Annotated in this window: 13 protein-coding genes; 9 read left to right on the top strand and 4 right to left on the bottom strand. The window is 38.9% G+C overall.

Translation table 11 applies throughout. The features are described 5' to 3' along the window. Positions 1-3: 3 nt before the first annotated feature. Positions 4-1,911, bottom strand: a complete 1,908-nt coding sequence (locus B9A58_RS15335; protein ID WP_084373750.1) for a M61 family metallopeptidase — start codon at positions 1,909-1,911, stop codon at positions 4-6. Positions 1,912-2,177: 266 nt separating this feature from the next. On the opposite strand from B9A58_RS15335, the gene B9A58_RS15330 reads away from it, so the two are divergent. Together B9A58_RS15330 and B9A58_RS15325 are read left to right on the top strand one after the other, a co-directional pair. Beyond that, positions 2,178-2,714, top strand: coding sequence for a YceI family protein (locus B9A58_RS15330; RefSeq protein WP_084373749.1), 537 nt, complete (start codon positions 2,178-2,180; stop codon positions 2,712-2,714). A gap of 12 nt (positions 2,715-2,726) precedes the next feature. Next, positions 2,727-4,013 (top strand): hypothetical protein, encoded by a 1,287-nt coding sequence (locus B9A58_RS15325; RefSeq protein ID WP_084373748.1) that lies wholly within the window; start codon positions 2,727-2,729, stop codon positions 4,011-4,013. A 51-nt stretch (positions 4,014-4,064) separates the two neighbouring features. On the opposite strand, the gene B9A58_RS15320 is transcribed toward B9A58_RS15325, so the two are convergent. Then, entirely contained in the window at positions 4,065-4,598 is a 534-nt protein-coding gene (locus B9A58_RS15320) for a hypothetical protein (RefSeq protein WP_084373747.1), read from the bottom strand. Between the two features lie 62 nt (positions 4,599-4,660). After that, a complete protein-coding gene (locus B9A58_RS15315; protein WP_084373746.1) occupies positions 4,661-5,023 on the bottom strand; it encodes a hypothetical protein in 363 nt (120 codons plus the stop codon). Between the two features lie 272 nt (positions 5,024-5,295). Between B9A58_RS15315 and B9A58_RS15310 the strand changes: the two genes are divergently transcribed. Together B9A58_RS15310 and B9A58_RS15305 are read left to right on the top strand one after the other, a co-directional pair. Continuing rightward, on the top strand, positions 5,296-6,363 hold the full coding sequence (locus B9A58_RS15310) for a VOC family protein (protein WP_084374011.1): 1,068 nt from the start codon (positions 5,296-5,298) through the stop codon (positions 6,361-6,363). A 10-nt stretch (positions 6,364-6,373) separates the two neighbouring features. Next, entirely contained in the window at positions 6,374-6,949 is a 576-nt protein-coding gene (locus B9A58_RS15305; RefSeq protein ID WP_084373745.1) for a PhnA domain-containing protein, read from the top strand. On the opposite strand, the gene B9A58_RS15300 is transcribed toward B9A58_RS15305, so the two are convergent. Further along, the gene (locus B9A58_RS15300) at positions 6,950-7,342 is read right to left on the bottom strand and encodes an acyl-CoA thioesterase (RefSeq protein ID WP_084373744.1); all 393 of its coding nucleotides are present in this window, start codon (positions 7,340-7,342) and stop codon (positions 6,950-6,952) included. Positions 7,343-7,551: 209 nt separating this feature from the next. On the opposite strand from B9A58_RS15300, the gene B9A58_RS15295 reads away from it, so the two are divergent. The 5 genes from B9A58_RS15295 (at position 7,552) to B9A58_RS15275 (ending at position 12,390) form a co-directional block, all read left to right on the top strand. Beyond that, positions 7,552-7,977, top strand: a complete 426-nt coding sequence (locus B9A58_RS15295; protein ID WP_084373743.1) for a CsgE family curli-type amyloid fiber assembly protein — start codon at positions 7,552-7,554, stop codon at positions 7,975-7,977. Between the two features lie 13 nt (positions 7,978-7,990). Then, the gene (locus tag B9A58_RS15290) at positions 7,991-8,401 is read left to right on the top strand and encodes a curli production assembly/transport component CsgF (protein ID WP_084373742.1); all 411 of its coding nucleotides are present in this window, start codon (positions 7,991-7,993) and stop codon (positions 8,399-8,401) included. 123 nt (positions 8,402-8,524) lie between these two features. Beyond that, entirely contained in the window at positions 8,525-9,880 is a 1,356-nt protein-coding gene (locus tag B9A58_RS15285) for a CsgG/HfaB family protein (RefSeq protein WP_176214801.1), read from the top strand. Positions 9,881-9,946: 66 nt separating this feature from the next. Then, positions 9,947-11,026, top strand: a complete 1,080-nt coding sequence (locus B9A58_RS15280) for a hypothetical protein (protein ID WP_176214800.1) — start codon at positions 9,947-9,949, stop codon at positions 11,024-11,026. 29 nt (positions 11,027-11,055) lie between these two features. Beyond that, on the top strand, positions 11,056-12,390 hold the full coding sequence (locus B9A58_RS15275) for a hypothetical protein (protein ID WP_084373739.1): 1,335 nt from the start codon (positions 11,056-11,058) through the stop codon (positions 12,388-12,390). Positions 12,391-12,394: the final 4 nt, after the last annotated feature.

Raw genomic sequence — 12,394 nt, 5'->3', positions numbered from 1 at the left:
AGGTTATTCGCCTTTGGTTAGCCAGCCATTTCTGACGGCCATTTGTGACTTGGTAGGTTCCTCATTCAATGTGAGCACGTGCATGTACTCAACATCTACTTCAACAATCTCTGTGGTCAGATCTACTTTAGATTCCGAGCCGTCTTCTCCCTGTCTCATCACAGTATAGGTAATCTCATCCCCCACCTTCATTTCTTCTCTCACACCCTGCAAGAATGCCCCTATACCTCTCAAAGGTATCTCATTTCCATTAATACCTACTAACACATCGTTATTTTTTAATCCAAAAGCTCTTCCAAACTCATTCAAGGCTTCTTCATTGGCAATAAATATGCGACTGGTCTCTGGATTATAGCCAATTGTTCCTTGTGGCATGCCCATGCTAATTTCCTTTCTCTGCTCGGAGGGACGGTAGTCTACACCAGCCAAAGCTAAAAATTCGGCATAGGGAAGCGGCATGGTACCTTCCACGTAAGTGGCGAAAAACTCACGTACTTCTGGGTAAGTCATCTCTGTGATAATGTCGAACAAGTCTTCGTCATCGAACGCCTGATCCTTTCCAAACTTCTCAGCCAAATCAAACATCATATTTTGCACACCATACGATCCACCTGACAAGCTCCTTAATTTTAGATCTAAACACATACCTATCAAAGCTCCTTTTTCATAAACATTGCCATATTGATCTGAATATTTATCTAAAGTATATTTACTCAAATCAGTAAAAGCCAGAGAATCATTAAACCTAGTTGATGCATTGACCATCTTACCTTGCAATGCCTGCAGATAATCTTCTGGTGTTAGAATGTCATACTTCACTTGCACATTACCAGCAAAGAACTCAGTAATCCCTTCGTATAGCCAAAGATGTTTTGACATCTTGGGCTCATTAAAATCAAACTGGTGAATCTCCTGAGAATGGATATTAAGTGGCGTTACGATATGAAAAAACTCATGCGCTGCAAAACGATTGAACATACCGATCATGGTCTGTATGGGTTGGTTTCTCATTGAGTAAAGCGAAGAATAGGAATGCTCTAAAGCGCCTATTGACCTAACTGGGCGTTCTGTAAAATAGCAGATGAAAGCATATTTGTCCACGGGCAATTCACCTCCCAAATATTCTTTTTGAGCCATTAGTATTTGCTCAATTGCACCTTTTACCTCTTCAGACTTTACTATCTGACCTGGCGAATAAGTGGATATCAATACTTCCGCTCCTGCCACATTTACTATGCTCGTATCTGGTTCGCAATACATCAAGGGATTATCCACCAAATGATCATAACTCTCGGTCAGATAAGTATCCACTTCTGCCTCAGACGTTTCTAAATTTATCTCACTTAAATCCAGACTAGTGTCCATAGATATTCCTGTGCTCAAAGCAACCAAGCCAGTTGACCCATACATTTTGGAGTCACGAACCACATTAAATTTAAAAGGCAAACGAGTCATATTTTCAAAGTATCCAAAGAATCCTGCTGAGTTTATCACAAAATTCTTCCCTTCTTCAATATTGGTTCCTGCAGGTTCGAAAACACCTGGTCCATCCACATCATTATCATAGGAGTCTTTGACCCAATAAGAGATTTGGCTCAATTTGTTAGCCTTATATATTTTCCAGGAGTTTACTGAAGTCTTTTCTACTTTCAGCTCTTTCCCCTTCTTATCGAGTGCTTTGAAGTCTTCTATAAATCTGCCATAATCAGCCACTGAATAAGTGCCCGGAATGATCTTAGGCATATAAAAAGTAGTTTCTGACTCTTTGATCTTTGGTGGTGTCAAAATCACCTGTACTTTATCGTCTTTTACTACCGTGAGATCCAGGACATATTCATATTGATCTTCTGGAAGTGCTTGTGCTGCTAGGCAAAAAGCCATAGCTATCACACATGTGAGTATTTTTTTCATTCGAGTTTATTTTGAGTTTTCATTACTGTCGTTAAGATAACGCCTCAGAGACCCCATCACCTATCATAAGTACACAGACAACTCTATTTATTACATGGCTGGTCAAATGGTTCCATTAAAAAACTGACATCCCTACACACAAGGCCAACTCAACAAACTGACACAAATCATATTTTGAAATGACCCACTACTGTGGGCATCTAGTCATTGCACACTTGATTTGCTTATTGCAAATGAGATAAATAATCACTCTAACGTAAGAAATTATGAAATATATACTCACCATATTCATTATCAGCAGTTGCACATTTTTCAGTAAAGCACAAACCTTGAAAATTGAAAAAGGTGCAAGCACAATGGAGGTACAAGGCACTTCCTCTTTGCATGACTGGAAGTCGACTGTAGAGGAATTCACTGTTGAGGCAATTTTAAAAGAGGATCAAATCAATAACATCCAGTTTTCCGCCATAGTAAAATCCATAAAGAGCGGGAAATCTGGTATGGATGGCAATACCTACAAGGCCTTGAAAGAAGACAAATATCCTGAAATAAAGTTTGTCTCTAGTCAGCTAAACATACTGAAAGACAGGCTTATTGGTACAGGACAACTGACTATAGCTGGAAAGTCAAAAGACATCCCCATTAATCTAATCATCAAGCAAAATACAACGACGACCGTCAATGGAAATGTAAAAATAAAAATGACAGATTATGATATCACACCCCCCACAGCAGTATTTGGCACTATAAAGACTGGAGACGAAATAACTATTCAATTCAATTTTACTCTAATAAAAAGCTAAACTTTTTCAATCATGAAAACATCTCAAAAATTAAATTTCTTTGTTTTAGCAATAACAATCTTCTTGGTGACACCAAGTTTTGCACAAACATCAATACAGTATTATAGACCTGACGGACAGCTAGGGTTAAACGTATTTGAAACATCAAAAACAGATACCGTAGTATATGAAGGATTAAAAGTAAAAATAGGAGGTGATTTTGCCATGCAATTTCAAAGCATCAACCAATCCAATGACGCAGATAATTTGACAGAGCTTGGTTCTAACCTAAACCTTCCTACTGCCAACTTAAATTTAGATGTGCAATTAGAAGATGGTCTGAGAATACATTTGAGAACTTACCTGTCTGCTAGACACCACGAAGAGTCTTGGGTAAAAGGTGGTTACATGCAAATGGACAACCTAAACTTCATCAGTGATGGCTTTCTTTCTGGTTTGATGGAAATAGCGGCCATCAGAGTAGGTATGGATGAATTCAATTATGGTGACGCTCATTTCAGAAGAACAGATAATGCTCGTGCTACCTACAATCCGTTTGTTGGCAACTACATCATGGATGCCTTTTCTACAGAAGCTTTTTTTGAAGTTAATCTTCAGAAAAATGGCCTGATTGGTGTATTAGGCTTTACTAATGGCAAATTGAACCAAAACGTAACGGTCAATGATAATTCTGATAACAAAGTTTCTTTCTTTGGTAAACTTGGTTACGACAATCAAATCAATGATGATTTAAGGTTACGTTTAACTGGCTCTTGGTATATCAACAAAGGAACCACAACAGGCACTTGGCTTTACGGTGGAGACCGAGCAGGGGCTAGATACTATCACGTCACTGACTATATGTACGACGATGGTACTGGTAACATTGTCACTGCTTCTAGTGATTTTGGAGGCAGATTCAACGCAAGATTCACGAAATTAACCGCTATTCAAATCAATCCATTCGTTAAATACAAAGGTCTGGAGTTCTTTGGTATTTATGAAATAGCAAGTGGTAGCGCCACAGGTGAAGGATCTATGACTCAAGTAGCAGGAGAAGCCATCTATCGGCTAGGACAAAATGATCAGTTCTACCTTGGTGGTCGTTATAACATGGTCAAAGGAAATACTATTGATGGAGCTCCAGATTTAGAAATCAAAAGATTCAATATTGGAGGTGGATGGTTCCTAACTAAAAATGTAATCACCAAACTAGAATACGTAAATCAAACTTATGGTGGTGAAGGTTATGAAGGCAACACACAATTTGACGGATTTGAGTTCAAAGGATTCGTGATCGAAGCGGCAATAAGCTTCTAATCGTTAGATAGCAGTTGGGTGACAAGAGTCTCAATATGTATGTGGCTCTTGTCATTTTTGCTTCTCCAAAATCACTTCAAATGAAATGTCTAGCTCATTTCTTACTACAACTGCACCAAGAAACTTCCTTGGTGGTTCCAAATTGTAAGATTCCAAATACACACGATGCATGCCACCCAAAACCAATTCCTTTCCGGATACGTCAATAAAGCAATCCTGAATGAGTTCATTATTCCGGGTATCAGACACTGTTAGGTCGGCCACCATTCGCAACTTATTGCGGTCAATATGCTCAGCTTGTTCAATATTCAAATTGAGATAGGGATGCACTTCTGATCTGAGCAATTCTCTAAACTCAGCTGTCATTATTCGATTGTTGCAAGCAAAATCATCTATCGGAATGTTCAATGTCAACCCAGAAAAATTGAAATTTCCATTGAATTCTATGACTTCTACTTGAAATGTGTCTATCACTTCATTCAAGTCCAGTTTGCATTCGAATCTGTTGATATTTGTACTCCCATGGATAATTATTTGCTCTTGACGGATCAGGTATTGACTAATTTCAATTTCTTGAGCACACATATTTTGAATTTGCCAAAAGCATAGCGTGAAACAAAAAAAATATCTATTCACTCTTTTTTATTTTATTCTTGAGTAAGAAGCCACGCTTTTGCTTCGTCAAACTGGTCAAACAAAACCGTGTTTCGTCCTGTTAATTTGATTACCGACTTGGCAATAAGTTTGGCTACAGAATTCAATCCTACAATAGCAGTAACCTTGACATAGGGTTCATTTTTGCGAGCTATCTCCGTCACTTTTTCGATCACTCCTTTATTAAATCTCATACCAGTCATATCCACCAATGACAGGACAGATTTGTGCGGAAACTTCGAAATGACCCTTACAGCCTCATCCATCACCTCAGGTGCTTCTTCCGTATTCAAATTTGCCAAATCTGTAAATACTACTGTTTTATCTTTTTCATTAATAACGCTTATTCTAGGCATATCAGTCAGGTTTAGTATGCGCTAAATATAATACACCTAGTCCTACATTAACAAAAAATAGGCTTTATTCAAGGTATAAAGCGATTCTTATGAAATTCAACTAACGTATTAATCGCTAGGAAGCAGACAGAATTGAGTTGACAAATAATTGATCGTTCGGATAAAAACAAAAATATGTTCAACCCGACAGAATGATGAAAATCAAGACAGACTAAACAGAAATTTTGCCTAATTTGCCTTTTCTTTTTTTGTTAATTGTTAATGCTATGGGCATGGATGGTAAATTAATATATGGGATTCAGCAAATTGGTGTAGGAGTAGATGATGCCGAAAAGGGATTCGAATGGTATGCCAAAACTCTAGGGGCAGATTTGTGCATTTTCGATGACAACAATGAAGCCACTTTTATGGCCAAATACATGGGCGGTGAGCCACGTGCCAAAAGAGCCATTCTCGCCATGAATGCACAAGGGGGTAGCGGATATGAAATCTGGCAACATACCGGGCGTACACCACTTACTATAGAGGAACCGGTACAACTTGGTGATTTAGGAATCAATATTGCCAAAATTAAATCCCAAAATATTCAAGCGAGTTACGATCGACTAAAAGGCAAAGGAGTAACAATTTGCACTCCAATTAATGAAGAAGCTGACGGCTCCAAAGGATTTTACATCAAAGATCCTTGGGACAATATTCTACAAATAAAGGAATTTGATTCATGGCTCAAGAAATCCAAGTTTGATGTCGGAGGTATATGTGGGGCTACGCTTGGCGTTTCGGATATAGATCAATCTTTGAAACTCTACTCAGATATCTTGGGTTACGATCAAATAGTATATGATGAAACTGGGACATTTGAGGACCTCAAAGGACTAAACAACGGCGAAGGCAAATTCAGAAGAATCTTACTGACTCACAAAAAGGATCGCACAGGGGGGTTTTACCCTTTGCTTGGAGATGGGCAAATTGAACTCATCCAAGCACTAGACCGAACCCCTAAGACGCTTTTTGAAGGACGGTTCTGGGGCGATGTGGGTTTCATACATCTCTGCTTCGACATCCGCAATATGAATGCGTTGGTAGAAGAATGTAAAGAAAAAAATTACCCATTTCAAGTACTCAGTTCAGAGCACTTCGACATGGGAGATGCCAATGGACACTGGGGCTACATTGAAGACAATGATGGAACACTGATAGAATTTGTGGAGACGCATAAAGTACCGCTGATTAAAAAAATCAATTGGAGCATCAAACTCAAAAACCGCGACCCGCACAAACCTTTGCCAGGATTTATCCTAAAGGCAATGGCGATTACAAAAAGAAAGAAATTCGATTAACTCAACTACCGTGAGTATAGAAAAAGAACTTCAGCAAAGAAGTGAATCCAAATGCGAGCTTTGCACCTCACCGGATGAATTGTTGGTTTATACTGTTGCTCCAAAACCTGGTGATTCATCTGATCAGTGTACGTACCTGTGCGTCACCTGCCAAACTCAAATAGATTATCCAGATCAAACTGATACCAATCACTGGCGTTGCCTTAATGACAGCATGTGGAATACTAATCCTGCAGTTCAGGTTTTAGCTTGGCGTATGCTGAACAGGCTTCGAGCAGAAGGTTGGCCACAGGATTTACTGGATATGCTCTATTTGGATGATGACACATTAGCATGGGCCAGAGCCACAGATCAAGGCGAAAATGAAGCCGACAAAATAGTCCACAAAGATAGTAACGGCGCAATCTTAACAGCTGGCGACAGCGTGGTGCTTATCAAAGACCTAAATGTGAAAGGTGCAAACTTCATAGCCAAACGTGGTACAGCCGTTAGAAACATAACGCTCACCCATGACAACCCTGAACATATAGAAGGCAAGGTCAATGGTCAGCACATAATTATTTTAACAAAGTTTGTAAAGAAGTAATTAATTATTCTCTAGTCGATCTTTGACGTATTCAATCTGAGTCTTTCCATGAGGGGCTGGTTTTCCATTTTCTCCTATGTTGACCAAGACAATTCTTTCAACTGTAATGATAGTTTCATGCGTCATTTTATTTCTCACTTCACAATTTAGCACTAACGAAGTACGGCCAAACTTGATTGGTTCTATGCCTATTTCAACAATATCACCCTGACGAGCTGAGCTCAAAAAATTAATCTCTGACATAAACTTGGTCACTACCTTTTTGTTTTCCAATTGGATTGCACCATATAAGGCAGCCTCTTCATCAATCCATGCGAGTAGTTTACCCCCAAATAGGGTTTGATTGGGATTAAGATCTTCAGGTTTTACCCATTTTCTTGTGTGAAATTTCATAACATCTATTTACTATAATTTAACACAAAAGCATCACAATTAGTTTTGCTAAATAATGGCGTTATAATCATTCGATTTTTTTTTAAATTGAACTATCAGCTGAATGAATATAATAAATTTTATATATCCATTTTTTTAATATAAACTATCTATTAATTAATCCTTAGGGCGTTGGAAATCTAATTTTTTGTTCATAACATTAACTACTCATGTCAATCCACTTACTAATTGGCACGCTTACATTTAGTCTACTTTCTTTTCAGACTTTAGCTCAGATTGAAGATGAACTAGATGGCAATTTATTAGTGGAAATTGATGAATTGATCGTAGATCAGTCACTTTCAAAAAGTGGTCATGATTTTTACGAAATATTTTATTCACAATGGATTTGGCCTGAGGTGGATGGATTCTTTACCATCTATATAAAAGAGCGGCCAGCACGAGCGAATAGCACGCAAGTTCAGGTTTATGTAAATGAACTACTTGTTTTTGAGAACATTTTACAGCCCAGCTATGAAAGTTTGGTAAGTCTTTCGGACTATGCCAGCAGATATGTCAGGCGCCATATTGTAAGTTATGAAGAGGTTCTTCGTGAATTACAAGGTGAAGACATGTCGGGAACAGGGATTTATTAAAATGGCTTGAAACATGAACCTATTTAAACTTTTCTATGCACTGTGTCTTGTGTATTGTTCTACACAACTATATGCCCAAGACTTTGTCTACAAACCCATCAACCCAGCTTTTGGAGGAGATACATTTAATTACAATTGGCTGCTTAGCTCAGCACAGGAGCAGAATCAATACGATGAGGCTAATGCTAACGACCCATTCGGAACTGGGATCGATAATTTTGAAGAGAACCTCAATCGGCAAGTATTAAGTTTGTTGTCTAGACAATTAGTCAGTGACGCTTTTGGGGAGGGTACTCTTCAAGATGGCGTATATAGTATTGGATCTTATGAAATTGAAGTATCGTCCAATACCTCCGGAATCAACATTTATCTATTCAATACAGACGACGGCAGTGAAACGACAGTTGCTGTTCCTTTTTATTGATCAAATAGCGCCTAACGAAATTATCTAAACTACTTAACGCTCCCATCACCAATGAATCCCTTAAAAACAACCTTATATTGGTTTGTTTTTCTCACGGCCTGCACTCCTATGGTGCATCAGCCAATGAAAACTTCAGTAGCCCAACTAGGTACTGAAACACGAAAATATAATGCGCTCAAAAACCTCCCAGCCCCAAAAGAAAAAATTATCTCAGCAGTCTATAAATTTAGAGATCAGACCGGTCAGTATAAATCTACTGAGCTTGGATCTAGCTGGTCTACGGCAGTAACTCAAGGTGCCACATCCATACTCATACGTACAATGGAAGAATCAGGATGGTTTATTCCAATAGAACGAGAAGGTCTGCCGAACTTGTTAAACGAAAGAAAAATCATTCGATCAAGCAGAGCTACCTATGGCGGAAATGAATCATCTGCAGATCTCTTACCTCCTTTGCTCTATGCTGGGGTTTTATTAGAAGGGGGGATTATTTCTTTTGATAGCAACGTACTCACTGGAGGGGCAGGTGCAAGATATTTAGGCATAAGCTCCTCAGGCCAATATCGTGAAGATCGCGTAACCATCTACCTTAGAGCAGTATCTACCGTGAATGGGAAGATTTTAAAAACCATCTATACATCCAAAACCATTTTATCACAAAAGGTAGATGTAGGCGTTTTCAAATTTGTTGCTCCCAATAAAATCCTTGAAGCAGAAGTCGGATTTACATACAACGAGCCTGCTGAGATGGCGGTCAGAGAGGCTATTGAAAAAGCCGTAATTGGGCTCATAATTGAAGGGATAGACGAGGGACTATGGACAGCCAATAGTTTAACTCCTCAAGACAGCCTCACAATCCAAAGCTACAAACAAGAAAGAGCCTCAAAACAACTCACAGATCCTTTTGGCTCGGCATTGAATACAAGAAGGGGACTGATAGGCATTCATGCTTCAGGAGGAGTCAGTCTTCTTAAAGGAGACTATAATCAGCAAGAAGTAAACCCAGGCGCACAAATAGGCATGGAGTGGTTTGCCCAACATCCAGTAAGCGTTGGAATCAATTTTTTCTACGCAAAAATTGGAACTAAAAATGTTTATGAAGCGGATGTACTGGGATCCAATTTTTCTGTAAACTATCGGATGCTCAACAGCTACAGAACAACTCCCTTTGTCAATTTTGGATTTGGCTTTCTGGACGACTTTAGAAATAACTCAGAAATAGATAATTCATTTGACCCTTTTTCAAACTTCAGTTTACATGGGAGCTTGGGGGTAGAATATTTAATAACAGATCAAATTGGTGTATCGAGTCAAGCCACTTATACAAGCCTGTTACACGACAAATTGGATGGCATAGAGCAAGGTAGTTATAATGATTATTTACTGAGCTTCAATCTGGGTTTGAATTATTATTTCAGACCAAAAAAAGAAAACAAGATTTTTAACAAAAAAAGGAAAAAATCAATGAAGAAAAAGTAGTGATTGAGAAAAATTCAACCTGCAATGGAAGAAGGAAAGTTGAATTTTAATCATAACTATTTTATAATGAAAACAATCAAATTGATAATGCCTATTGTCTTTTGCGCTAGTGTATTTTCAGCACTTGCGCAATCGAACAATTCGAATGTCGTACAAAACGGGAACGACAATTCATCAACAGTCGAGCAGCAAGGACAATCCAATGTTGCGGCTGTGTCTGTAAATGGAGATAACAATATCTCAACTGCCTTTCAGGAAGGTTCCAATAATGGAACTTATCAAAGCCAACAGGGCGACGCCAATAGCACAGATGCTTATCAGTCAGGTACTGGCAATTATTCAAATCAGTATTCTTACGGGAGCAACAATACTGCATCTATTGTATCAGAGGGGAGTAATAATTATGCCTATCAGGATATTTATGGAAATATAAATGAGGCAGAAATTATCCAAATGGGAGAAAACAATAACGCCTCCCAATACCTACATTCTGGAGTAGAGAGCAACTATGCCATCATAAACCAGATTGGTAGCAACAACTCCGCTTATCAACATCAGCATGATGTAGATGGTAGCTTTGCGTCTGCTTATCAAGACGGTGCTGGTAATTATATTGCTCAGGATCAATACTATGGCGTGGCTAATGGTGCCTCTGCAAGTCAAGAAGGACAAAACTTAAGGTCTTATCAAGTTCAACAAGGATCATGGAATGAAGCAACATTGATTCAGATTGGGACTGGTAGTTTCTCTTCTCAATCTCAAATCGGAAATGGTAACATCTCTACTGCTTTTCAGGATGGATCAAATCATTTGACTGAGCAGAATATCCTTGGTGACAACAATAGGACGTCTCTGGATCAATATGGAGGGCAAAACGTCTCAAGACAGGGACAAGGTCGCTCTTGGGACGGAAGCTCATGGGACTACTCCTTGTCCGCCACCTATGATAATTATGCCTATACCAATCAAAACGGTACGGGAAATGAATCATATCAAGGACAGCAGGGCCACGGCGGACATCATGCTGATACTTATCAGTATGGCAATAACAATAGTGCCGTCTCACTTCAATATGGCATGGGTCACAGTAGCTATATCAATCAAAATGGAACTGGAAACAGCGCCATAGTAATTCAAAACAATTAAATCAATCCTTTTATTCTAAACACATAATCATGAAAATTCTTAAATCAATATTAACATTAACGCTAAGTGTATGCGTTACTGCGTTATTCGCACAAGGCAACTCTTCTAATGCAGAACAAACAGGAATGGAGAATTCTATTACTGTAAATCAAACTGGAACTGGTAACGGATCAGACGCTTATCAAAACGGTGATTATAATAGCACCACAATAGACCAAACTGGATCTGGTAACTTCTCACATACCTATCAATATAACTTTATTGGAAATGTAGAAAATAATGTAGTAGATCTGGATCAAGTGGGTGATAACAATACAGCTTGGAATCATCAATACGATGATAGCTACTTCAATTATCAATCTGCCAGACAAGAAGGCACTGGAAACTTTTCTCATATAGACCAATATGATGGGTCTTACAATAATGCCTATTTGTTTCAAAGTGGTGACGATAATAGCAACTACCAAATACAGGTAGGTATGTACAATTATGCTAATGTAAATACTCAGGGGTCTGGTAACAATACCTACCAATACCAAGATGGTGAATCAAACAGTGCATACATCACTCAGTACAGTACAAATAGTTCTGCAAGCCAAGAGCAGATGGGAAGTGGCAATTACGCATACTCTTATCAAGATGGTGACAGCAACACCTCTTCCCAATATCAGGATGGGATGGGGAACAATGCTAACAACACGCAAGATGCAAATGGCTCAGGAAACAACAGTACAGCTTCTCAAGTTGGGGATTACAACTATGTTTCTCAACATCAGCATGGTTCAACTAATGGAAATGTTGATAGTTATCAAAATGGCACGTCAAATTATTCATATCAAACCCAAGCCTATGGCGATGGCGGTACTGCTTCATCAACACAGGACGGGGTGAGCAATAGTTCGGATCAGCTTCAGATTAATGGTGATAACAATGCTGCATCTTCCTCTCAGGAAGGCGAATATAACCGAAATTGGCAGAGACAAGATGGTTCTTCCAACTATACAACTACGGCTCAATCAGGATCTGATAACATAGCCGAAAATCTCTCTTATGGAGACAACAACGGAAGCTCTATTTCCCAAAGTGGGACTAATAACGAAGGCCGTCAGGCACAAGGCATGATTTACAATGGATCCTATTGGGATTATGGCGCTGCATCTAGCGACAACTATGCAGAATTGACTCAGGATGGTGAGGGCAATATCTCTTACCAAGAGCAATCAGGAATGGGTGGACATCACTCTGTAGTAAGTCAGTTTGGCACTACCAACAATTCTGATTCATTCCAAAGTGGAAATGGACACAGTAATACTGTAATGCAGTCTGGCTCAAACAATGTGAGTCTTGTAAATCAAAGTAACTAATTGA

This window comes from Reichenbachiella faecimaris (assembly GCF_900176375.1).
GTDB lineage: Bacteria > Bacteroidota > Bacteroidia > Cytophagales > Cyclobacteriaceae > Reichenbachiella > Reichenbachiella faecimaris.
This window is presented reverse-complemented; position numbering and strand designations above follow the sequence as displayed.

Bases quoted from the DNA above. Each gene is read 5' to 3' on its own strand.
- B9A58_RS15335 (WP_084373750.1), bottom strand. From the start codon at position 1,911: ATGAAAAAAATACTCACATGTGTGATAGCTATGGCTTTTTGCCTAGCA.
- B9A58_RS15330 (WP_084373749.1), top strand. From the start codon at position 2,178: ATGAAATATATACTCACCATATTCATTATCAGCAGTTGCACATTTTTC.
- B9A58_RS15325 (WP_084373748.1), top strand. From the start codon at position 2,727: ATGAAAACATCTCAAAAATTAAATTTCTTTGTTTTAGCAATAACAATC.
- B9A58_RS15320 (WP_084373747.1), bottom strand. From the start codon at position 4,598: ATGTGTGCTCAAGAAATTGAAATTAGTCAATACCTGATCCGTCAAGAG.
- B9A58_RS15315 (WP_084373746.1), bottom strand. From the start codon at position 5,023: ATGCCTAGAATAAGCGTTATTAATGAAAAAGATAAAACAGTAGTATTT.
- B9A58_RS15310 (WP_084374011.1), top strand. From the start codon at position 5,296: ATGGATGGTAAATTAATATATGGGATTCAGCAAATTGGTGTAGGAGTA.
- B9A58_RS15300 (WP_084373744.1), bottom strand. From the start codon at position 7,342: ATGAAATTTCACACAAGAAAATGGGTAAAACCTGAAGATCTTAATCCC.
- B9A58_RS15295 (WP_084373743.1), top strand. From the start codon at position 7,552: ATGTCAATCCACTTACTAATTGGCACGCTTACATTTAGTCTACTTTCT.
- B9A58_RS15290 (WP_084373742.1), top strand. From the start codon at position 7,991: ATGAACCTATTTAAACTTTTCTATGCACTGTGTCTTGTGTATTGTTCT.
- B9A58_RS15285 (WP_176214801.1), top strand. From the start codon at position 8,525: ATGAAAACTTCAGTAGCCCAACTAGGTACTGAAACACGAAAATATAAT.
- B9A58_RS15280 (WP_176214800.1), top strand. From the start codon at position 9,947: ATGAAAACAATCAAATTGATAATGCCTATTGTCTTTTGCGCTAGTGTA.
- B9A58_RS15275 (WP_084373739.1), top strand. From the start codon at position 11,056: ATGAAAATTCTTAAATCAATATTAACATTAACGCTAAGTGTATGCGTT.